This window comes from Methylobacterium sp. J-059, from assembly GCF_022829485.1.
In the GTDB taxonomy this organism is placed as follows: Bacteria; Pseudomonadota; Alphaproteobacteria; order Rhizobiales; family Beijerinckiaceae; genus Methylobacterium.
This window is the reverse complement of sequence record NZ_JAKSYA010000032.1, coordinates 27,388-48,075: the sequence shown is the minus strand read 5'-3', so window position 1 is coordinate 48,075 and position 20,688 is coordinate 27,388. Positions and strand designations below refer to the sequence as shown.

20 protein-coding genes are annotated in these 20,688 nt (G+C 70.1%); 7 read left to right on the top strand and 13 right to left on the bottom strand.

All coding sequences use genetic code 11. The annotated features are described in order from the left end of the window. Positions 1-233: 233 nt before the first annotated feature. From ybgC to tolB, 5 genes are all read left to right on the top strand, one after another. Positions 234-653 (top strand): tol-pal system-associated acyl-CoA thioesterase, encoded by a 420-nt coding sequence (gene ybgC, locus MKK55_RS02110; RefSeq protein ID WP_409566002.1) that lies wholly within the window; start codon positions 234-236, stop codon positions 651-653. A 177-nt stretch (positions 654-830) separates the two neighbouring features. Then, positions 831-1,547: a protein TolQ gene (tolQ, locus tag MKK55_RS02105; protein ID WP_147726885.1), complete on the top strand. Its 717-nt coding sequence runs from the start codon at positions 831-833 to the stop codon at positions 1,545-1,547. 25 nt (positions 1,548-1,572) lie between these two features. Then, complete coding sequence (locus MKK55_RS02100) at positions 1,573-2,019, top strand: ExbD/TolR family protein (protein WP_187274707.1); 447 nt, start codon at positions 1,573-1,575, stop codon at positions 2,017-2,019. A 7-nt stretch (positions 2,020-2,026) separates the two neighbouring features. Beyond that, positions 2,027-3,349, top strand: a complete 1,323-nt coding sequence (gene tolA / locus MKK55_RS02095) for a cell envelope integrity protein TolA (protein ID WP_243933033.1) — start codon at positions 2,027-2,029, stop codon at positions 3,347-3,349. A gap of 73 nt (positions 3,350-3,422) precedes the next feature. Continuing rightward, positions 3,423-4,763, top strand: coding sequence for a Tol-Pal system beta propeller repeat protein TolB (gene tolB, locus MKK55_RS02090; protein WP_243933032.1), 1,341 nt, complete (start codon positions 3,423-3,425; stop codon positions 4,761-4,763). Between the two features lie 375 nt (positions 4,764-5,138). Here the strand turns inward: tolB and MKK55_RS02085 are convergent, their stop codons facing one another. Beyond that, positions 5,139-5,387 carry a hypothetical protein gene (locus MKK55_RS02085; RefSeq protein WP_147726879.1) on the bottom strand — a complete coding sequence of 83 codons (249 nt, stop codon included), beginning with the start codon at positions 5,385-5,387 and terminating at the stop codon, positions 5,139-5,141. Positions 5,388-5,491: 104 nt separating this feature from the next. Continuing rightward, positions 5,492-6,724 carry an MFS transporter gene (locus MKK55_RS02080; protein ID WP_243933031.1) on the bottom strand — a complete coding sequence of 411 codons (1,233 nt, stop codon included), beginning with the start codon at positions 6,722-6,724 and terminating at the stop codon, positions 5,492-5,494. Positions 6,725-7,046: 322 nt separating this feature from the next. Here MKK55_RS02080 and MKK55_RS02075 point away from each other — a divergent pair, with 322 nt between their 5' ends. After that, a complete protein-coding gene (locus tag MKK55_RS02075) occupies positions 7,047-8,522 on the top strand; it encodes a PAS domain S-box protein (protein WP_243933030.1) in 1,476 nt (491 codons plus the stop codon). Positions 8,523-8,533: 11 nt separating this feature from the next. Here the strand turns inward: MKK55_RS02075 and MKK55_RS02070 are convergent, their stop codons facing one another. The 11 genes from MKK55_RS02070 to MKK55_RS02020 all read right to left on the bottom strand — a co-directional run bounded on the left by MKK55_RS02070 (position 8,534) and on the right by MKK55_RS02020 (position 19,253). Further along, the gene (locus MKK55_RS02070; RefSeq protein WP_243933029.1) at positions 8,534-11,041 is read right to left on the bottom strand and encodes a PAS domain-containing sensor histidine kinase; all 2,508 of its coding nucleotides are present in this window, start codon (positions 11,039-11,041) and stop codon (positions 8,534-8,536) included. 335 nt (positions 11,042-11,376) lie between these two features. Then, positions 11,377-12,777 carry an adenosylhomocysteinase gene (gene ahcY, locus MKK55_RS02065; RefSeq protein WP_147727175.1) on the bottom strand — a complete coding sequence of 467 codons (1,401 nt, stop codon included), beginning with the start codon at positions 12,775-12,777 and terminating at the stop codon, positions 11,377-11,379. A 128-nt stretch (positions 12,778-12,905) separates the two neighbouring features. Next, positions 12,906-13,667, bottom strand: a complete 762-nt coding sequence (locus MKK55_RS02060; protein ID WP_147727174.1) for an ABC transporter permease — start codon at positions 13,665-13,667, stop codon at positions 12,906-12,908. Positions 13,668-13,764: 97 nt separating this feature from the next. After that, positions 13,765-14,691 (bottom strand): ABC transporter ATP-binding protein, encoded by a 927-nt coding sequence (locus MKK55_RS02055; protein WP_243933028.1) that lies wholly within the window; start codon positions 14,689-14,691, stop codon positions 13,765-13,767. A gap of 433 nt (positions 14,692-15,124) precedes the next feature. Further along, on the bottom strand, positions 15,125-15,610 hold the full coding sequence (locus MKK55_RS02050; RefSeq protein ID WP_243933105.1) for an ATP F0F1 synthase subunit B: 486 nt from the start codon (positions 15,608-15,610) through the stop codon (positions 15,125-15,127). Between the two features lie 19 nt (positions 15,611-15,629). Further along, positions 15,630-16,211, bottom strand: a complete 582-nt coding sequence (locus tag MKK55_RS02045; RefSeq protein ID WP_147727171.1) for a F0F1 ATP synthase subunit B' — start codon at positions 16,209-16,211, stop codon at positions 15,630-15,632. 113 nt (positions 16,212-16,324) lie between these two features. Next, on the bottom strand, positions 16,325-16,552 hold the full coding sequence (locus MKK55_RS02040; protein ID WP_007566773.1) for a F0F1 ATP synthase subunit C: 228 nt from the start codon (positions 16,550-16,552) through the stop codon (positions 16,325-16,327). Between the two features lie 58 nt (positions 16,553-16,610). Next, entirely contained in the window at positions 16,611-17,396 is a 786-nt protein-coding gene (locus tag MKK55_RS02035) for a F0F1 ATP synthase subunit A (protein ID WP_147727170.1), read from the bottom strand. 80 nt (positions 17,397-17,476) lie between these two features. Beyond that, positions 17,477-17,857, bottom strand: coding sequence for an AtpZ/AtpI family protein (locus MKK55_RS02030; protein WP_147727169.1), 381 nt, complete (start codon positions 17,855-17,857; stop codon positions 17,477-17,479). A 189-nt stretch (positions 17,858-18,046) separates the two neighbouring features. Further along, the gene (locus tag MKK55_RS02025; RefSeq protein WP_147727168.1) at positions 18,047-18,691 is read right to left on the bottom strand and encodes a DsbA family protein; all 645 of its coding nucleotides are present in this window, start codon (positions 18,689-18,691) and stop codon (positions 18,047-18,049) included. A 79-nt stretch (positions 18,692-18,770) separates the two neighbouring features. Further along, positions 18,771-19,253, bottom strand: coding sequence for a DUF721 domain-containing protein (locus tag MKK55_RS02020; RefSeq protein ID WP_243933027.1), 483 nt, complete (start codon positions 19,251-19,253; stop codon positions 18,771-18,773). A 102-nt stretch (positions 19,254-19,355) separates the two neighbouring features. Between MKK55_RS02020 and mutY the strand changes: the two genes are divergently transcribed. Continuing rightward, positions 19,356-20,648 (top strand): A/G-specific adenine glycosylase, encoded by a 1,293-nt coding sequence (gene mutY / locus MKK55_RS02015; protein WP_243933026.1) that lies wholly within the window; start codon positions 19,356-19,358, stop codon positions 20,646-20,648. Positions 20,649-20,688: the final 40 nt, after the last annotated feature.

Genomic DNA, 20,688 nt, shown 5'->3' with positions numbered 1-20,688 from the left:
ATTCACTGACGGAAGGGCCGCCCTGCGAGGGGCGGCCTTTTCGCGTTCGCGAGGGCCTCGTCTACTTCCTCCGCCCGCCATGCCGTCGCCATGTCTGCCCGTCATCCCGGAGCCGCGCGGCCCCGCGATGACGGGAGGGTGGGGACGGACCCTCGTCCGATCCGTGCCCGACGGGACGTCGGCCCTTGCCACCGTCCCGCACCGCCCTGCGGCAGCAGAAGGACATCGAACCCGTGACGTCATCGATCGATGCCCAAGCGCTGCCGGTGCGCGTCTACTACGAGGACACCGACTTCTCGGGCTTCGTCTACCACGCGAGCTACCTGCGCTTCATGGAGCGCGGGCGCACCGAGCTGCTGCGCGGGCTCGCGGGCGACCAGTCCGAGCTGCACCGGGAGGCGGACGGCCTCGTCTTCGTCGTGCGCCGCATGGAGATCGACTACCTGAAGCCGGCGCGGATGGACGACGTGCTCTCCATCGTCACCAGCACGCGCGAATTGCGCGGTGCCTCGATGCACCTGCACCAGGAGGTCTGCCGGGACGGCGTGGTCCTCGTCCGCGCCGAGGTGGTGGTCGCCTGCGTCCGCGCGGGCCGGGCGATCCGCCTGCCCGACGCCCTGCGCCGCGCTCTGGCTCCTGCAACCCTTCCTTAACCAACCCGCCCGCTTATGCGGTGGGAAAGCGACGCCCCGCGTGCACCGCACCCGGCCCTTACTTTCGACAGATTCGAACGCGATTCCCTTTGAATTCGCTCGATGATTTCGGATGGAGCGCGCTGGCCCGCCGGGTCGTCGCGCCGCCGCCGTCGAGACGTCCGAGGACCAAAGCCCATGAACCCCGCAGATGCGATGCAGGCCGCGCCCGTCGCCGACATGACGCTGCTCGGGCTGTTCCTCCAGGCCCACATCGTCGTCAAGTTCGTGATGATCGGGCTGCTCGGCTCCTCGATCTGGTGCTGGGCGATCATCGTCGACAAGACGCTGCTGTTCCGGCGCACCAAGGACGAGATGGATGCGTTCGAGGACGCGTTCTGGTCCGGCCGGTCCCTCGAGGAGCTGTATCGCTCGTTCAACGACCGCCCGGCCACCGGCCTCGCCGCGCTGTTCGTCGCCGCCATGCGCGAGTGGAAGCGCTCGTTCGAGGGTACCGGCCGGCAGATCCAGTCGCTGTCGCAGCGCATCGACAAGGTGCTGGACGTGACCATCCAGCGCGAGGTCGAGCGCCTCGAGGGCCGCTTGCTGTTCCTCGCCTCGATCGGCTCGGCCGGCCCCTATATCGGCCTGTTCGGCACGGTCTGGGGCATCATGACCGCCTTCACCTCGATCGCGGCCTCGAAGAACACCTCGCTCGCCGTCGTGGCGCCGGGCATCGCCGAGGCGCTGTTCGCCACCGCCATCGGCCTGTTCGCGGCGATCCCCGCCGTGCTCGCCTACAACAAGCTCCAGGCCACGGTCGCCAAGCAGCAGTCGCGCCTGGAAGGCTTCGCCGACGAGTTCTCCGCCATCCTGTCGCGCCAGATCGACGAGCGCCTGTCGCTCGCCGCCTGACCGAAATCCGCGAAGGGATCGACACATGAGCATGGCGGCGGGCGCGCAGGGCGGCGGCAAGCGGCGGCGGCGGGGACGCCGCGGCGGCGGCCCGATCAACGAGATCAACATGACGCCGTTCATCGACGTCGTGCTGGTGCTGCTGATCATCTTCATGGTGGCGGCCCCCATGATGACGGTGGGCGTGCCCCTCGACCTGCCGCAATCCAAGGCCTCGCCGCTGAACTCGGACACCAAGCCGGTGACGCTGTCGATCCGCCAGTCGGGACAGGTCTTCCTCGGCGAGGACGAGCTGACCGACGACACCATCATCCCGAAGCTGACCCAGGAGGCCAAGTCCGGCTTCGAGGAGCGCGTCTTCGTGCGCGGCGACAAGCGGGTCGATTACGGCCGCGTCGCCCAGGTGATGGCGATCGTCACCGGCGGCGGCTTCAAGAAGGTGGCGCTCGTCACCGAGCCCGAGCAGCGGTAGCAGACCTGTGAGGCTTCCCTCCTTCCGCAGCGAACCGGGCTTCTGGGTCTCGGCCGGCACCCATGTCGGGCTGCTGGTCTTCGCCCTGTTCAGCGTCGCCGCGCCCGCGCTTCCCGAGGCGCAGGAGGGCGTGCCCGTCGAGGTGATCACCGAGAACCAGTTCTCGGAGCTGACCAAGGGCGAGCGCAACGCCGAGAAGCCGCTGTCGGACGCCAAGCCGCGGGCCGACAAGAAGGCCGAGAAGTTCGAGGAGAAGGAGCCGGAGAACGCCAAGGTCGATTCTCCGACCGCGCCGACGCGCACCAGCGACATGAAGCTCGCCAACGCCGACGAGATGCCGCTGCGCGTCAACGAGCCCGATCCCGCCGCCGAGACGGCGAAGGCCGCCAAGATGGCCAAGGAGAAGGCGGACGCCGAGAAGGCCGACGCCGCCAAGGCCGAGGCCAAGGCGGAAGCGGCCAAGGCCGCGGCCGCGGAGAAGGCCGCCGCCGCGAAGGCCGAAGCGAAGGCCGCTGCCGAGGCCGCCAAGGCCGAAGCCGTGAAGCGCGAGCAGCTCGCCAAGCTGGTCGAGCGCGAGGAGGCCGAGGCGGCGGCCGCGGAAGCCAAGTCGAAGGCCGAAGCGAAGGCCAAGGCGGACGCAGCCAAGGAAGCCGCGAAGGCCGCCGAGAAGGCGGCGGCCGCCAAGGCCGAAGCCAAGGCGAAGGCGGAAGCCGAGGCCGAGCGCCAGAAGGAGATCGCCGAGGCGAAGGCCGAAGAGGCCAAGGAGAAGGCGGAGGCCGCCGCCGCGGCGAAGGCCGAGGCCGCCGCCAAGGCGAAGGCGAAGGCGGTCGCCGACGCGAAGGCCAAGGCCGACGCCGAGGCGAAGGCGCGCAAGCAGGCCGAGCTGGCCGCCAAGCTCAATGCCGGCGACATCAAGTCGATCCTGGCCTCGAAGGCGCCGTCGCAATCGACCGGCGCCACCGGCCACGAGGTCCAGCGCACGGCCTCGCTCGGCGCCGCCACCGGCACCGCCCAGCGCCTGTCGCCGTCGCTGCGCGACGCGCTCGTCGGCATGCTGCAGCAGCAGATCGAGCGCTGCTACTCGGCGCCCCCGGGCGCCGCCCAGGGGGTGGTGCTGCCGGTGCTCGACATCCGCCTGAACGCCGACGGCTCGCTCTCGACCGAGCCGCGGATCATGCGCGGCGGATCGAGTTCGGTCGACCAGTCGATCGCGCAGGCGGCGTTGCGTGCGGTGCGCCGCTGCGCGCCCTACAAGATCCCGGCGCAGTACCAGCCCTATTACAACGACTGGAAGGCGATCAACGCGGAGTTCGAGTTCACCGCGACCTGACCGCCGACGCCGCCTTGACGACCTGACGCCAGGACCTCGCCGGCACCCGTTCCAACGCTCCCGGACCAGACCCATGCTGCATCGATCGCTCACCCGGGCCCGGCACGTGCCCGCCGCCCTCTATGGCCTCGCGCTGCTGCTGCTGGCGACGCTGGGCCTCGCCGCGCCGGCGCAGGCCCAGCTTCAGCTCCGCATCGGCGGCGGCGCGTTCCAGCCGATGCCGATCGCGGTGACCGACTTCTCGGGCGACCCGAACCTCGGCGGCCTCGTCTCGAGCGTGGTGACGAACGATCTGCGCCGCTCGGGCTACTTCCTGCCGCTGGAGAAGGGCCGCTTCCCGGAATCGCCGAACTTCGATGCCGCCCCCGGCTTCGAGAAGTGGCGCGCCGCGGGCGTGCAGGGCCTCGTTACCGGCCGCGTCTCGCGCGACGGCTCCGGCCGGCTGAAGGTCGAGTTCCGCCTCTGGGACGTCACCTCGGGCCAGCAGATCACCGGCCAGCAATACGGCACCGACGCCGCCAACGCGCGCCGCGCCGGCCACCTGATCTCGGACAGCGTCTACACCAAGATCACCGGTCTCGGTCCGTGGTTCGACAGCCGCATCGCCTTCGTCGACGAGTCCGGCCCGAAGGAGAACCGCCGCAAGCGCCTGATGGTGATGGACCAGGACGGCGCCAACGTCCGCGCGCTCACCACCGGCGAGAACGCCATCGTCGCGCCGCGCTACTCGCCCGCGACGCAGGACATCGCCTTCATGGCCCAGGCCACCGGCCACCAGCCGCGGGTGCAGGTGATCAACCTCGAGACCGGTAGCCGGACGGCGATGGGCAACTTCGACTCGATGAGCGCGAGCCCGCGCTTCTCGCCCGACGGCCGCCGCCTCGTGATGAGCGTGCAGCAGGGCGGCAACGCCGACATCGTCACCATGGACATCGCCTCGAAGGCGCAGCATTCGATCACCAACGGCAACGCGATCGACACCTCGCCGACCTACTCGCCGGACGGCAGCCAGATCGTGTTCGAATCCGACCGCGGCGGCTCGCAGCAGGTCTACGTGATGGGCGCCGACGGCTCGAACCCGCACCGGATCTCGTTCGGCGAAGGCTCGGCCTCGCAGCCGGCCTGGTCGCCGCGCGGGGACCTGATCGCCTTCACCCGCCAGCGCAAGGGCGGCTTCGCGATCTGCGTGATGAAGCCCGACGGCTCGGGCGAGCGCGTGCTCACCGAGGGCTTTCACAACGAGGGCCCGACCTTCGCGCCGAACGGGCAGTACGTGCTGTTCTTCCGCGACCCCGGCGGCCAGGGCGGCGGCAAGCTCTACATGGTCGACATCACCGGCAAGGTGGAGGCGCCGGTCCCGACGCCGTCCTACGCCTCGGACCCGACCTGGTCGCCGCTGCTCTCGGGGAAGTAGGCCTCGGCACCGGGGCCACCTACCGGTCGGGCTCGACCGCATCGCCCCGACCCTCCGTCGCGAGGGCGTCCCGGGCAAGCGCGGCTGCGCGATCGCGCAGCGCGGCGCGTTCGGCCTGGCCGGCATCCCGCCGCGACGGGACCGGATCGGAAGCCAGCGGCGTCGCTCGCTAGGCGAGGTCGATCGGTTCGCAGATCACCGTCCGACGGGCTCGATCGACTGTCGAATGCCTGGTCAACCTGCCATCATCCCTTTGCGGGCCCTGAACGCATGCAGAAGGGATAATCGGTCGCGCGGCAGCGTCGAGGACGCGACGTGACGGGCGTCGTCCGTTCCAGGACCCCGATCCGTCGACGGCCGCACGACGGGGCCGCCTCAGCCCCGCTTCTGCGCCTTCGTGTAGCTGCCGATGGCGGCCTGGCAGTTCGGCGACAGGCTGGCGCGGTTCTGCTTGAAGCAGGCATGCACCTCGGGGCTGTCGGGGGCGAACTCGCTGCACAGGGCGAGGTAGTCGCCGGTGCAGTTCTGCTTCAGCGCGGCGCGGTCGGGCACGGCCGACGCGTTCGGCGCGGCGAGCGCGGCGGTGGTGGTGAGGGCGAACGCGACGACGGTACGGACGAGCAAAATCTTCTTCCTCCACGAACCCGGACCAGCCGGGCGGCCGTCCGTAGAGCAGCGCATCCTGGCCGGAATGGGTTAGCTTGGCCGTTTGCCGTCGGTCGCCGGCCTCACCCCTCGCGCAGCAGGCGGTCGCGGGCCCGCAGGGCCGGGAAGATCCGGCCCCACAGCACCGCGACGAGCACCGTCGCGGCGCCGCCGACGACCACCGCCGGCACCGCGCCGATGAGCGCCGCGACCGAGCCGGACTCGAACTCGCCGAGCTCGTTCGAGGCGCCGATGAAGACGGTGTTCACGGCCGAGACCCGGCCGCGCATCGCGTCCGGCGTCTCGCCCTGCACGAAGGTCTGGCGGACGTAGACGCTGATCATGTCGGCCGCGCCCGTGACGAACAGGCAGGCCATCGACAGCGGCAGCGAGGTCGAGAGCCCGAACACGATGATGGCGAGGCCGAACACCGCCACGGCGCGCAGCATCCGCACGCCCGCATGACGCCGCAGCGGCCGGTAGGCGAGCACGATCGCCGTCAGCACGGCGCCGGCGGCCGGCATGCTGCGCAGCGCGCCGAGTCCGAGCGGGCCGACATGCAGCACTTCGGCGGCGAAGATCGGCAGCAGGGCGGTGGCGCCCCCGAGCAGCACCGCGAACAGGTCGAGGCTGATCGCGCCGAGCACCACCGGGTGCGCGCGGATGTAGCCGATCCCGGCCGACAGCGTCGCCCAGGTCACCGGCGGCCGCTCCGTGACCGCCGCGGGCCGATAGCGGATCGCCGTGGTCGCGAGCGCCGCCAGCGCGAAGCTGGCCGACGCCGAGCCGAACACGACCATCGGCCCGAGCGCGTAGAGGAAGCCCCCGAAAGCCGGCCCGAGCACCGACGCGCTCTGCCAGAGCGAGGCGTTCCAGGCGATCGCGGCGCCGAAGAGGTCGCGCGGCACCAGCGTCGGCAGCAGCGCCTGCAGGGCGGGGTTGGCGAAGGCGCGCGCCGTCCCGATCAGCACGACGAGCCCGTAGACCGGCCACACCGCGCTCGCGCCGCTCCAGGCATAGGCGAGAAGCGCCGCGCTCGTCGCCGCCTGCACCGCGAAGGCCGCCGCCGCCACGAGGCGGCGGTCGTAGGTGTCGGCGACGTGCCCGGTGATCAGCGCGGCGAGCATCGCCGGCAGGAAGCCCGCCAGGCCGACGAGCCCGAGCGCCCAGGCCGAGCGGGTCAGGTCGTAGACGAACCAGCCGACGGCCACGGCCTGCATCTGGTAGGCGAGACCAGTCAGGAAACGGGAGATCCCGAACAGGCGGAAATCGCCGTTGCGGAAGACGGTCCAGCCGGATTGCGCGTGCTCGGGCATCGCCAGCGTCGTGGCGGCCGAACGAGGCCCGGTCAAGCTGGGGCCGGACCGAGCGCAGGATGTTCATCGTCGCCGTAGCGATCGGTCGGATGCGTCCGGAACGCCCGATCCCGATATTCCGGCTGAGCTTGCAGCCTGAAACAACCGGAAGGTGTTGCGGACAAGAAAGACCGCAGCGTGCTCGACGACCTCAATGCGTCCCGAAGTTCGTCACTGGGCGGCGCGAGCACGTAGTGGTGTCCTGCTAAAAGTCGCGGTGGATCAAATTTTAAGCCTCGCCTGCCAAGCTAAAAGTCATGTCGCGCGCCGCGGGGTACTGACGATGACGATGTTCAACCAGAAGATGAGCGCCCTGATCGATGCGATCGATCGGTCTCAGGCACGGATCGTTTTCGGCCTCGACGGGCGGATCATCGACGCGAACGCGAACTTCCTGACCCTGTTCGGGTATACGCTTTCCGAGATCCGAGGCGCGCATCACGGGATCTTGATGGAGCGCAGCGAGCGCGAGAGCGCGGCCTACCGCGCCTTCTGGGAAGCCCTGGCCCGCGGCGAGACCCAGGCCCGCTCGTTCAAGCGCGTGGCGAAGGACGGTCGCGAGATCTGGCTGCAGGCATCCTACAATCCCGTGCTCGATCGGCGGGGCCAGCCGGTGCAGATCGTGAAGCTCGCCACCGACATCACCGCCGAGACCATGGCCGCCGCGACCAGCCAGGGCCAGATCGACGCGATCAACCGCTCCCAGGCCGTGATCCACTTCACCCTCGACGGGACCGTCACCGACGCGAACGCGAACTTCCTCATGACGATGGGCTACCGGCTCGACGAAATCAAAGGCCGCCACCATCGGATCTTCGTCGACGCGGCCGAGGCCGATTCCCCGGCCTACGCCACGTTCTGGAAGGCGCTGGCCGGAGGCACCTTCCAGGCGGGCGAGTTCCGCCGGATGGGCAAGGGCGGCAACGAGGTCTGGATCCACGGCGCCTACAACCCGATCCTCGATCGCGACGGCCGCCCCTTCGCGGTCGTGAAGTTCGCCACCGACGTGACCGCCCAGGTGCACGAGCGCCGCCGCCGCGCCGAAGGCCAGCGCCTGATCGAGGTCGACCTCGGCCACATCATGCAGGAGATGTCGGGGGTGAGCCGGCAGTCGACGGAGACCGCGCGCGCGGCCGCCGAGACCTCCGGCAACGTCCAGGCGGTCGCCGCCGGCGCCGAGGAGTTCTCGACCTCGATCGAGGAGCTGACGCGGCACGCGATCGACGCCAAGACGGCCTCCGACGAGGCGGTCGGCCGCTCCGACGAGGCGCGCACCATCATCTCCGGGCTCACCGCCTCGGCCGAGCGGATCGGCAGCGTGATCACCACGATCCGCACCATCGCCGACCAGACCAACCTGCTGGCGCTCAACGCGACGATCGAGGCCGCGCGCGCCGGGCAGGCCGGCCGCGGGTTCGCCGTCGTCGCCGCCGAGGTCAAGGCGCTGGCGACGCAATCCTCGCGCGCGACCGAGGAGATCGGCAAGCAGGTCACGGCCGTCCAGGAGGCGACCGCGGAGGCGGTGCGGGCGATCGAGCTGGTCGGGCAGACGATCGGGCAGGTCAGCCACATCTCGCTCAGCGTCTCCTCCGCGGTGACGCAGCAGGCGGCGGTGACGCGCGACATGTCGGTCAACATGCAGAACGCGGCCGAGAGCGTCCAGCGCGTCCGGCTGAACATGGACGGGATCGCGGAAGCCTCGCGGACGGTGGACGGCCGCGTCCAGGCGGTGGCCGAGGCGGCGCGGGCGCTCGGCTGACGGAAAGCGGCCTACTCGGCCGCCTCGGAGTCGCGCGCCGACGGCATCGTCGGCGCGACGATCGGGAAGCTGCAGCTGACGCAGGTGCCGGCCCCGGGCCGCGAATCGAGCGACACCCGGCCGCCGTGCAGCTCGACGAAGGAGCGAACGATCGACAGGCCGAGGCCGACGCCGCGGTGGCGGGTGCCCAGCGTGTGGCTCTCGAAGCGGTCGAACACATGGGCGGCGATCTCGGGCGGCATGCCGCGGCCCTGGTCGCGCACGCTGAGCACGAGGTCGCCCGCATTCCGCCGCGCCCGAACGGTGATGCTCTGGCCGGCGCTGGAGAAGCCGACCGCGTTCGACATCAGGTTGAACAGGATCTGGCGCACGCGCTTGCCGTCGACGAACACGCTGCCGATGTCGTCGGGCACGTCGAGGACGAGGTTCAGGTCGGATTCCGCGAGGCGGTCCTCGATGCCGAGCAGGGCCGCCTCGACGGTCGCCTGGACGTCGACGGTCTCGCGCTGGAGCTCGAGCGAGCCGGCATCGATCGAGGCGAGGTCGAGGATGTCGTTGATGATCACCAGCAGCGCCCCCGACGAGCGCATGATGTGTTCGGAATACTCGCGCTGGCGCGCGTTGAGGGCGCCGACCGTCTCGTCGCCGAGCAGCTGGGTGAAGCCGATGATGTTGGTCAGCGGCGAGCGCAGCTCGTAGGAGACGTGGTGGACGAAGGTGTCGCGCAGCTGCGCCGCCTTCTCCAGCGCGTCGTTCTTCTCGGTCAGCGCCCGCTCGACGTTCACGCTCGCGGTCACGTCGATCAGGGTGATCAGCGTCGCGCCCTCGGGCAGGGGCTGAGCGGCACAGTCGAGCACGGTGCCGTCGACCATCTCGAGCTTGCAGGCGAGGCCGGTGCGGGACTCGAGCCCGACCACCGCGTCGCGGATGTCGAGCCAGGGCTCGTCGGCCGGCGCCAGCACGCGGCACGCCTCGATCACCGCCTCGACGTGCGGACGCGCCTCCAGCGTCTCGGGGTCGAGGCGCCAAGCGGTGGCGAAGGCGCGGTTGGCGAAGGTCAGGCGACCGTCGGCGCCGAAGACCGCCACGGGCTCCTTGAGGGTGTCCAGCGTCTCGGCCTGCACCCGCATCAGCGCGTTGTAGCGGGATTCGAGCTTCATCCGGTCCGAGACGTCGTCGAACAGGTAGGTGAGGCCGCCCTGCGGGTTCGGCTCGGCCAGCACGCGCAGCGTGCGGCCGTCGGGCAGGTACCACCAGGCGGGGTTCGCCTCGGCCGAGCGGTAGGCCGCGAGCACGCCCTGCTTCCAGCTGCGGAAGTCGGCATGCTCCTCCAGCTTCCGCTGGGCGCGGAGATGGTCGAGGATCTCGCCGTCGAGCGGGCGCCCGTCGAGGAAGCCCTGGTCGAGCTCCCAGAGCTGGCGGTAGGCGGCGTTGTGGAAGATCAGGCGCTGCCCGGCATCGAACATCGCCACCGCGGTCGGCAGCTGGTCGAGGGTGCGCACGTTCGCATCCATCTGGCGCTGCAGGTCGGCGCGGACGCTCTCGAGCTCGGAGACGTCGACCGCGATCCCGACCCGCCCGCCCTCCAGGGCGGTTTCGGTGACGTCGAGGATGCGGCGGCCGCCGGCCACCACCGCCGACAGGCGCAACGCGGCGCGCTGGCCGGCGGGGCGGCGCTGGCCGTCCTCGCGGGCGATCATCTCGCGGGCCGGGCGGTCGAGCAGCTCGATCCCGGCCTGGATCGCGGATTCGCGGTTCGCCGCCTCGACCGCGGCGACGTAGGCGGTGTTGACCCAGGCGAGGCCGCCCTCGCGGTTGCGCCGCCAGACCGGCTGCGGGATCGCGTCGAGCAGGCCGGCCAGCGCCGACAGGCCGCGGCGGGCATCCTCGAGGGTCTCGCGCAACTCCGAGATCTGGCGGCGATCCTCCGTGGTCTCGCGCAGGCGCAGCAGGACGCGCCCGGCCACCGCCTGGCCCTGCGCCTCGATGCTGCGGCCGGACTGGCTGCGCAGGGTGGTGCGGAAGCTCGTGCCCCGGATGCGCAGGGCCTCGACCGCGGTCTCGATCGCCTCGGCGTCGGTCGGCACCAGCCACGTGCCGAAGGCGAGGATGCGGCGGGCGGAGCCGATCGCGGGGCGCGTGCCGTCGAAGGCCAGCCCGACGTCGCCCTCGACCACCGGCCCGCTCCGCCCGTCCCAGGTCACGATGATCTGGCGCTCGGCGGCGAGCAGCATCTCGGCGCGGTCGTGGGCGCCGCTGAGCGCGTCGAGGGCCGCGGCCTGCTCGCGCTCCCGCCGGGTCCAGCGCGAGCGCTCGCTCAGGTAGAGCAGGGCGACGATGGTGGCGAAGGCGACGAGGCCGCCGAAGATCGCCGCGGCCGCGACGTTGTGCATGTGCGAGCCGAATCCCCAGGCCGGAAGGTCGGCGCCCGCCGCGAGGGACGGAGCCGGGAGGCCGGTCGCGGCGGCGAAGAGAGCGCCGGCCCCGGCGATGCGCCGTGCCGCCCGATCGACCTCCATGATCCGTCCCGTCTCCCAAAACCGCCGGTCGGACCGACGCGAACGAATGCGTGGCGCATGCGGCGCCGGTTCCCCGCGCCCCGTTTCGGGGGGAGGGGAGACGCGACGACCTGACGACCTGCCGAACCGGGGGCAGTCTAACGCGTCGGGGATTTGCGCCGGAAGCGGAATTAGCTTGGCCGTAACCGTGGGTCGGCAGGTCGTGTGCGAACGACACACAGAAGACACAGTCCGGCCGGGCGGTGGTGCCTTGACAAACGAAGAGGGCCCGGCGCAACCGCCGGGCCCTCCTGTCTCGCATCGGTCCTGCCCGGCGCGTCCCCGCGCCGAGGGTCTCAGTAGCGGTAGTGGTCGGGCTTAAACGGGCCGTTCTCGGAAACGCCGATATAGGCGGCCTGGTCGGGGCGGAGCTTCGAGAGCTTCACGCCGATCTTCTCGAGGTGGAGCAGCGCGACCTTCTCGTCGAGCGCCTTCGGCAGGGTGTAGACCTGCTTCTCGTACTTGCCCGGGTTGGTCCAGAGCTCGATCTGGGCCAGCGTCTGGTTGGTGAACGAGGCCGACATCACGAAGGACGGGTGGCCGGTGGCGTTGCCGAGGTTCACCAGGCGGCCTTCCGACAGCAGGATGATGCGGTGGCCGTCGGCGAAGGTGATCTCGTCGACCTGCGGCTTGATGTTCGACCACTTGAGGTTCTTCAGGCCGGCGACCTGGATCTCGTTGTCGAAGTGGCCGATGTTGCAGACGATCGCCCGGTCCTTCATCGCCCGCATGTGGTCGAGGGTGATGATGTCCTTGTTGCCGGTGGCGGTGACGAAGATGTCGGCGCGGGGCGCCGCGTCTTCCATCGTCACGACCTCGTAGCCTTCCATCGCGGCCTGGAGCGCGCAGATCGGATCGACTTCCGAGACCAGCACGCGGCAGCCGGCATGGCGCAGCGAGGAGGCCGAACCCTTGCCGACGTCGCCGAAGCCGGCGACCATCGCGACCTTGCCGGCCATCATCACGTCGGTGCCGCGGCGGATGCCGTCCACCAGCGACTCGCGGCAACCGTAGAGGTTGTCGAACTTCGACTTGGTGACCGCGTCGTTCACATTGATCGCCGGGAAGAGCAGCTTGCCCTCCTTGGCGAGGTTGTAGAGGCGGTGGACGCCGGTGGTGGTCTCCTCCGAGACGCCCTTGATCGCGTCGGCGAGACCGGCGAACCAGCCCTTCGGCTTCTCGGCGAGCTTCTTCTTCAGGAGCGCGAAGAAGATCTCCTCCTCCTCCGACTCGGGCTTGTCGAGGAAGGCGGTGTCGCCGTTCTCGGCGCGCAGGCCCAGGTGGACGAACATGGTGGCGTCGCCGCCGTCGTCGAGGATCATGTTCGGCGTTCCGCCGCCATGCCAGTCGAACAGCTTCGAGGTGTAGTCCCAGTACTCCTCGAGGGTCTCGCCCTTGATGGCGAAGACCGGGATGCCGGCGGCGGCGATCGCCGCGGCGGCGTGGTCCTGGGTCGAGTAGATGTTGCACGAGACCCAGCGGATGTCGGCGCCGAGAGCCTTGAGCGTCTCGATCAGCACCGCGGTCTGGATCGTCATGTGCAGCGAGCCGGCGATCTTGGCGCCCTTGAGCGGCTGCGACGGGCCGTATTCCTCGCGGGTGGCCATCAGGCCCGGCATCTCGGTCTCGGCGATCGAGATCTCCTTGCGGCCGTACTCGGCCAGGCCGATGTCCTTGACGATGTAATCCTGGGCCATTTCGCTTCGCTCCGTGTCGCGGGTTGCCTCTCGCCGAGGCATCTAGCAGAGCGCCGGATACGAAGCAATCAAGACATAAAGATGTCTTTATGCGTTTTCGAACGGCTCCAGGCAGCCGGGCCGGCGGCTCAGCTCTTGAGGCGGTAGCCGGTGCGGAAGATCCAGGCGACGAGCCCGAGGCAGACCGCCAGGAACAGGCCGGTCATCGCCAGGCTGATGCCGATGGCGACGTCGGCCGTGCCGAAGAAGGCCCAGCGAAACCCGCTGATCAGGTAGACCACCGGGTTCGCCAGGCTGACGGTGCGCCAGAACGGCGGCAGCATCTCGATCGCGTAGAAGCTGCCGCCGAGGAAGGTCAGCGGCGTCACGACGAGGAGCGGCACCAGCTGCAGCTTCTCGAAGCCGTCGGCCCACAGGCCGATGACGAAGCCGAACAGGCTGAACGTCACCGCCGTCAGCACCAGGAAGGCCATCATCCATACCGGGTGCTCGATGTGCAGCGGCACGAACAGCGCGGCGGTCGCGAGGATGATCAGCCCGATCAGGATCGACTTCGAGGCCGCCGCCCCGACATAGCCGAGCACCACCTCGACCGGCGAGATCGGCGCCGAGAGGATCTCGTAGATCGTGCCGGCGAAGCGCGGGAAGTAGATGCCGAACGAGGCGTTGGCGATGCTCTGGGTCAGCAGCGCGAGCATCACGAGCCCGGGCACGATGAACAGGCCGTAGGGCACGCCGTCCACGGTGCTCATCCGCGAGCCGATCGCCGCGCCGAACACCACGAAGTAGAGCGAGGTGGAGATCACCGGCGCCAGGATGCTCTGCATCGCCGTGCGCCAGAAGCGGCTCATCTCGAACCGGTAGATCGCGCGGATGGCCGGCCAGTTCATCGGTTTGCCTCTCGATGCCGACGCCCCAGGCTGCGACGCGCGTTCGCGCCTGCCGGCAGCCGGGGGATGGATGGTTCGGACCTCGCGGCGGCCGCGGTCATGCGCGTTCCCTGACGAGATCGACGAAGATGTCCTCGAGCGACGACTGGCTGGTGCGCAGGTCGCTGAACCGGATGCCGGCCGCGCCGAGATCGGTGAGCAGGCCGGTGATGCCGGTGCGCTCGCCCTTGGCATCGTAGGTGTAGACCAGCTCCTGCCCGCCCGGGCCGAGCTCGAGGCCGCGGTCGGCGAGATCCACCGGCAGCGCGGCGAGGGGGGCCAGCAACTGGAGGGTGAGCTGCTTGCGCCCGAGCTTGCGCATCAGCTCGGCCTTCTCCTCCACGAGGATGATCTCGCCCTTTCGGATCACGCCGATCCGGTCGGCCATCTCCTCGGCCTCCTCGATGTAGTGCGTGGTCAGGATCACGGTGACGCCCTGCTCGCGCAGGCGCCGCACCATGCGCCACATGTCCTGGCGCAGCTCCACGTCGACGCCCGCCGAGGGCTCGTCGAGGAACAGGACCTTGGGCTCGTGCGACAGCGCCTTGGCGATGAGCACCCGGCGCTTCATGCCGCCCGACAGGGTCATCAGCCGTGAATCGCGCTTCTCCCACAGGGAGAGGTCGCGCAGCACCCGCTCGATATGGCCGGGATCCTTCTTCAGCCCGAACAGGCCGCGGGTGAAGCTCACCGTGTTCCACACGCTCTCGAACGCGTCGGTGGTGAGTTCCTGCGGCACCAGCCCGATCGCCTTGCGCGCCCCGCGATAGCCCGAGGCGATGTCGTGCCCGTCGACCGTCACGGTGCCGGTGCTCGGCGTGACGATGCCGCAGACGATGTTGATCAGGGTCGACTTGCCGGCGCCGTTCGGCCCGAGCAGAGCGAAGATCTCGCCGCGCGCGATCGCGAGGTTCAAGGTCTTCAGCGCCGACAGGCCCGAGGCGTAGGTCTTCGACAGATTGTCGATGGAGATGATCGGCGACATCGCAGTCCGTGGAGGATGGCCCGCCCGGCACGGCGAGGACGGTGTGCCCTATAGCATCTGTCGGTTGAGCAGCAGGCCGACCACCGGGCGGCCGACGCGCGCGGTGTCGAATGGCACCTCCTGCAGCTCCGATTCTCGAGGCGGCGACAGCGAGCGAGCGGCGATCCGCGTCACTCCCGTTTCGTGGGACGGATCCATCTTTCGGGAAGCGTCGCCCACCGTGCCCCCCCCCGCAGAGGGGGGAGGGGAGGCGCACGCCGTCCCCGACATTCTTGCGAAATAGATCGACGCAGTCGCCGGGTGGAAGAGGGCACCAGCGCCATCATCGGCGCTGGACCGCTTCGGTCTCCGGCACGTGAGCGGGGCGAGCGAAGGCACGCGCACGAAAAAGCCGCCCGGAGGCGGCTTGATCGGTCGGTCCTGCCCGGAAGGGTCAGGCCCGCATGCGGGTGCGGATCTCGCCGAGGCTCGAACGCAACAGCGCCTGGGCGGCCTCGCCCTGCATGCGCTCGCGCAGGATCGTCTCGGAGACCTTCACCGCGGCGTCGGCCGCTGCGGCACGGACCTCGGCCTGGGCCTTGGCCTCGGCCTGGGCGATCTTGGTCTCGGCCGACTTGGTGCGGCGGGCGATGAAGTCGTCGAGGCGCTGGCGGCCCTCGGCGGCGGCACGCTCGGCCTCGTCGCGGGCGCTCGCGATGATGGTCTCGGCCTCGCGCTCCGCTTCCGCGCGGCGGCGCTTGTAGTCAGCCAGCACGGCGGCCGCCTCCTCGCGCAGGCGCTTGGCCTCGTCGAGCTCGTGGCGCACGCGGACGGCGCGGCCGTCGAGGCCCTTGGTCATGATCCCGAAGCCGCCGACCTTCCAGACGATCGCCATGAAGACGAGGAAGGCGACCGCGACCCAGAATTCCGCTGTCATCAACATGGTCGGTTCTTCCGTCTCAGTGCGCGGTCGCGGTGGAATCGAGGGCGCGGTCGAGGCTGGCCTGGTCCGGCGCCTGGCCCGTCAGCCGCTCGACGATCGCGGAGGCGGTCTCGCTGGCGATGGCGCGGACGTTGCCCATGGCTTCCTGCGTCCGGCTCTGGATCGTCGCCTCGGAGGCTGCGATCTTCTGGTTGAGCTCGGCCTCGAGCGCCTTGCGCTTGGTCTCGGCGGCGGCGGCGAGCTCGGTGCGGGTGCCCTGCGCGATCTCGCGGGCCTTGCCCTGCGCGTCGCGCAGCGACTTGGCGTAGGCCTCGCCGGCGGCGTCGGCTTCCGTCTTCATCGCCTGCGCCTGGTCGAGGTCGGCGGCGAGGCGCGCGGAGCGGTCGTGGAGAATGCCCTGGATGCGCGGGAGCGCGATGTTGGCCATCAGCCAGTAGAGCAGGCCGAAGGCGAGGGCGAGCCAGATCAGCTGCGCCAGGAAGGTGTGGGTCTCGAAGGGCGGGAACGCGGCGGCGTGCGCCGGCTCCGCGGCACCGGCCGGGACCATGTGGACGTCGGAACCGGCGGGCGGTGTGGTGAGGGAATTCGGCTGCGCCATGGCCCCGTCCGTATGACCTTGAAAGACGATGGAGCGCTCGCGCGAGGGGCGGAGCGCTCACTGGTGATCGGCCGCCGCGACCTCGAACGGCGCGGCGGCGGTGTCGGCGTCGATCAGACGGCGAACAGCAGGAGCAGGGCGATCAGCAGCGAGAAGATGCCGAGCGCTTCCGTCAGCGCGAAGCCGAGGAGCAGCGTGGCGCGCTGGCCGTCGGCGGCCGAGGGGTTGCGAAGGGCGCCTGCCAGGAACTGGCCGAACAGGTTGCCGAGGCCGATGCCCGCGCCGGCCATGCCGAGGCAGGCGAGGCCGGCGCCGATGTACTTCGCAGCGACGGGATCCATAGAAAACTCCTGAAGTGTCTTGAGAGTGCGTCGTTTGCCGCGGGTGGAGCCGGCCTGTTCAGTGGCCGGGGTGAAGCGCGTCGTTGAGGTAGATCGCCGTCAGCGTCGCGAAGACGTAGGCCTGAAGCGCCGCAACGAGGAATTCGAGAGCCGTCAGCGCGATCGTCAGGAACAGCGGGAGGGGCGATAGCACGCTCCATGCGCCTGCGGAAAGCAGCCCGACGACGAAGAACGCGAAGATCTTCATCGCGATGTGACCGGCAAGCACGTTCGCGAACAGACGCACCGACAGGCTGATCGGCCGCGAGATGAACGAGATCACCTCGATCGGCACGAGGAGGGCCAGCAGCGGCTTGGGCACGCCCTGCGGCACGAACAAGCCGAAGAAGTGCGCGCCGTGCTTCATCACGCCGTAGATCACCACGACCGAGATCACCAGGGCAGCGAGGCCGAAGGTGATGACGAGGTGGCTGGTCACCGCGAAGGCGTAGGGGATCATGCCGAACAGGTTGAGGATCAACACGAACATGAACAGCGAAAACACCAGCGGCATGAAGCGCTTGCCGCCGTCGCCGGTGGCCTGGTGCAGGGTGTCGGCGATGAACTCGTAGAAGATCTCGGCCAGCGACTGCATCCGGCCCGGCACGACCGAGCGGCTGGAGGTGGCGACGATCGTCAGGAGTGCGATGACGCCGACGGCGGCGAACATGTAGAGCGCCGACTGGGTGAACGCGAGTTCCTGATGGCCGAGATGCCCGAAGGGCAGGATCGACTTGAGCTCGAACTGATGGATCGGATCCGGTCGCAAGGCGACGGAGTGCCCCGGGTCGATGCTGGCCGCCATGCCGTCTTCCGCCCTCACGTCTCGTTGCCGGCGGCCCGCATGGCCGAACCGGATCGATGGTCACAAAACACCGGTCGCCCTCACGGATCCCGCGGGGTGTCCCGTCCGGAACGGGCGCCGGCGAAGCCGGATGCCCGCATCACGTTGAAGACGCCAGCGACGAAGCCCAGCATCAGAAGTACGATCAGACCCCAGGGTTTCGTCCCGAGCATCCGATCGAAGATCCAGCCGAGCACCCCTCCCGCGATCACGCCGGCGACGAACTCCGTGGAGAGCGTCATGGCCTGCCCGAGGGAGGACGGACTTCCGGACGAACCCGAACGCGACGAATGAGCGGGAGGGGCCGGGGGCCGCTTCCGTTCGATCTGCGTCTCGAGGCGTCGGAGCCTCGCTGAGAGTTCGCTGTCGGGCGGCGTGGGCCGTCCGGTCTCTCCCTCGTCCCTTGCGTCGTTGCCGCTCACAGCGAGAACTCACATCGGCGAGAGGAACGGAACCGGGCGGATTGCCTCCTTCGAGCGCGGCGCACCTTAGTTTCGGCGCCCCGGGGTGTCAAGGCTCGAAAGGTCGAGCTTAAGGCATTCCAGGCGTTGAGAAAATTACGCTCGGGGCCGTGCGCGTGCGCAGCGTCGCGCGAGACCGGCCCGGAACCCTCACGCACCGAGGATCGGCTTGATGATCTTCTCGATTCCGTCGACCGTCATCTCGCCGGTGTAGCGCTCGCCGTTGATGAAGAAGGTCGGCGTCGAATCGACCTTGAACGTCTCGAGGCCGCGCTGCTTCACGCCGTTGACCGCCGCGTAGAGCTTCTGGTCCTTGAGGCAGGCCTCGAACTTCTCCTTCGAGAACCCGGCCTGCTTGAGCATCTGCTCCAGGGCGTCGACCGGCTTCGGGGTGAAGGCCCAGGCCGGCTGCTGGTCGAACAGCAGGTCGGTGATCGGGTAGTACTTCGCCTCGCCGTCGCAGCGCGCCAGCATGAAGGCGGCGGTGGCGAGCGGATCGAGCGGGAACTCGCGCAGCGTGAACCGCACCTTGCCAGTGTCGATGTAGCGCTCCTTGAGCGTCGGATAGGTCATCTTGTGGAAGGCGGCGCAGTGCGAGCAGGTCATCGAGGCGTACTCGATGATCGTCACCTTCGCGTCCTTCGGCCCGAGCCAGACGTCGCCGAGCGGGCCCGGCTGCATCAGGCCGTCGACCGGCACGCTCTCGGCGAGCGCCGCCATCGACAGCTTGGGGAGGATGAGGGCGGCGCCGATGGCGAGGCCCGTGGCTTTCAAAGCGTCGCGCCGGGTGATCATGGCCGTGGCTGCCTCCGCGTTCCGTCCTGTCGTCTTGTTGAGAGTGCGGTAACGGCGCGGGCGCATCGTGGCAAGGCGCCTAGCGCTTCGCCGACGTCGCGACGACGGCGAGCCCGAGCCGGTCGAGGGCGTCGCGCAGGCCGTCGTGCTCGATCGTCGAGACCGCCTGCGCGATCTCGCCGCGCCGGCCCGGGTCGACGGTCGCCTCCGGCGGGCGCCGGGCGCTGCGGCCGACCCGGTCCTGCTGCAGCACGATCCGGCCGACGCAGGCCCAGCCGTAATGGGCGTTGATGCGCTGGATCACCACCGGCGCGAGGTGCTGCAGCTCGATCGCGAACACGCCCTCGACCCGCACCACCAGCGTCCCCGAATCGGGCGCGTCGTCCGTCCGGCGCTTGCGCTTGGGCCATTCGAGCTTCGAGGGCCGGCAGAATCGTGCCAGCCGCTCGCCGACGATGTCGGGCCAGGCGGCGAGGATGTCGGTCGAGGCGAAGCCCTGCGCCGCGAAGGCCGGGCCGATGCAGCCCTCGATCAGTTCCGCCAGCGGTTTGACGCGCGCCATGTTCTTGGGACATCCCGCCGGTTGCGGGCGCGAGGATAGCGCAAGGCCGGCGGCAAAGGGAGCGCTTTCGGTGGAGAGCCCGGGCCGCTATGCCTGCCGGCGATGCCCGCGTCCGAACCCTTTCCGAAGGCCGCCGACCTGCTGGTCTGGTACGACCGGCACCGCCGCGTGCTGCCGTGGCGAGCGCTGCCCGGCGAGCGGCCCGATCCCTACCGGGTCTGGCTCTCCGAGGTGATGCTGCAGCAGACCACGATCGCCGCGGTGAAGCCCTACTTCGCGACCTTCCTCGCCCGCTTCCCCGACGTCGACGCCCTGGCCGCGGCGCCGGAGGAGGCGGTGATGTCGGCCTGGGCCGGGCTCGGCTACTATTCCCGGGCGCGCAACCTCCACGCCTGCGCCAGGGCGGTGGCCGCGGCCGGGCGCTTCCCCGACACCCTCGACGGGCTGCGCAAGCTCCCCGGCATCGGCGCCTACACGGCCGGCGCGGTCGCGGCGATCGCCTTCGACCGCCCGGAAGCGGCGGTCGACGGCAACGTCGAGCGGGTGATGACGCGGCTCTACGCGATCGAGGCGCCGCTGCCCGGCGCCCGGCCCGAGATCCGGCGCGTGACGCAAGCGCTGGTGCCGCTCGACCGGCCCGGCGATTTCGCGCAGGCCGTGATGGATCTCGGCGCCACCATCTGCACCCCGAAGCGCCCGGCCTGCGCGCTCTGCCCGTGGATGGCGCCCTGCCGCGCCCGCGCGGCCGGCAACCCGGAGACTTACCCGCGCAAGCTCAAGGCCGTGAAGGGCTCCCTGCGGCGCGGCGCGGCCTTCGTCGTCGTCCGCTCCGGCGACGAGGCCGTCCTGCTGCGCACTCGGCCGCCGGAAGGCCTGCTCGGCGGCATGGCCGAGCCGCCGATGAGCGCATGGGCACCGGACTACGACCCCGCAGGTGCGCTCCTCGACGCGCCCCTCGACGCGCGCTGGAAACGGCTGCCGGGGCTGGTGCGGCACGGCTTCACGCATTTCCCGCTGGAGCTGACCGTGTTTCTCGCCCGCGTCGCGCTGTCGACGCAGGCGCCGGCCGGGATGCGCTTCACGCCGCGGCGCGACCTCGACGCGGAGCCGCTGCCCGGCGTGATGAGGAAGGTGCTGGCCCACGCCTTCGATCCGAAGCCGGAATCCGAGGCGAAGCCCCGCGGCCGGCCGAAGCGCGATCCGCCGCCGATGCCGATGCTGGCGGTCTGGGAAGCGCCCGAGACGGTCGCGGACCCGCCGCGCTTCCGCCCGGTGCCGAAGCCGACGCCGCGCATCGTCGAGCCGCCGGCGCCGACGGACGAGATGTTCGAGGGAGAACCGGAGGTCGTGCCGCCCGCCCGCAAGCCGGCGCGGAAGACGACGCGGAAACGCTGACGGCGCGCACGCATTCCCTCCGCCGCACCCAAGTCGGGCC

Excerpts from the sequence above, each read along its gene's own strand:
- MKK55_RS02055 (WP_243933028.1), bottom strand. The coding sequence starts at position 14,691 with ATGTCGCCGATCATCTCCATCGACAATCTGTCGAAGACCTACGCCTCG.
- MKK55_RS02060 (WP_147727174.1), bottom strand. The coding sequence starts at position 13,667 with ATGAACTGGCCGGCCATCCGCGCGATCTACCGGTTCGAGATGAGCCGC.
- MKK55_RS02075 (WP_243933030.1), top strand. The coding sequence starts at position 7,047 with ATGACGATGTTCAACCAGAAGATGAGCGCCCTGATCGATGCGATCGAT.
- MKK55_RS02025 (WP_147727168.1), bottom strand. The coding sequence starts at position 18,691 with ATGATCACCCGGCGCGACGCTTTGAAAGCCACGGGCCTCGCCATCGGC.
- MKK55_RS02080 (WP_243933031.1), bottom strand. The coding sequence starts at position 6,724 with ATGCCCGAGCACGCGCAATCCGGCTGGACCGTCTTCCGCAACGGCGAT.
- tolB (WP_243933032.1), top strand. The coding sequence starts at position 3,423 with ATGCTGCATCGATCGCTCACCCGGGCCCGGCACGTGCCCGCCGCCCTC.
- MKK55_RS02035 (WP_147727170.1), bottom strand. The coding sequence starts at position 17,396 with ATGGCGGCCAGCATCGACCCGGGGCACTCCGTCGCCTTGCGACCGGAT.
- mutY (WP_243933026.1), top strand. The coding sequence starts at position 19,356 with ATGCCCGCGTCCGAACCCTTTCCGAAGGCCGCCGACCTGCTGGTCTGG.
- MKK55_RS02045 (WP_147727171.1), bottom strand. The coding sequence starts at position 16,211 with ATGGCGCAGCCGAATTCCCTCACCACACCGCCCGCCGGTTCCGACGTC.
- tolQ (WP_147726885.1), top strand. The coding sequence starts at position 831 with ATGAACCCCGCAGATGCGATGCAGGCCGCGCCCGTCGCCGACATGACG.
- MKK55_RS02040 (WP_007566773.1), bottom strand. The coding sequence starts at position 16,552 with ATGGATCCCGTCGCTGCGAAGTACATCGGCGCCGGCCTCGCCTGCCTC.
- MKK55_RS02100 (WP_187274707.1), top strand. The coding sequence starts at position 1,573 with ATGAGCATGGCGGCGGGCGCGCAGGGCGGCGGCAAGCGGCGGCGGCGG.
- ahcY (WP_147727175.1), bottom strand. The coding sequence starts at position 12,777 with ATGGCCCAGGATTACATCGTCAAGGACATCGGCCTGGCCGAGTACGGC.
- MKK55_RS02070 (WP_243933029.1), bottom strand. The coding sequence starts at position 11,041 with ATGGAGGTCGATCGGGCGGCACGGCGCATCGCCGGGGCCGGCGCTCTC.
- MKK55_RS02020 (WP_243933027.1), bottom strand. The coding sequence starts at position 19,253 with ATGGCGCGCGTCAAACCGCTGGCGGAACTGATCGAGGGCTGCATCGGC.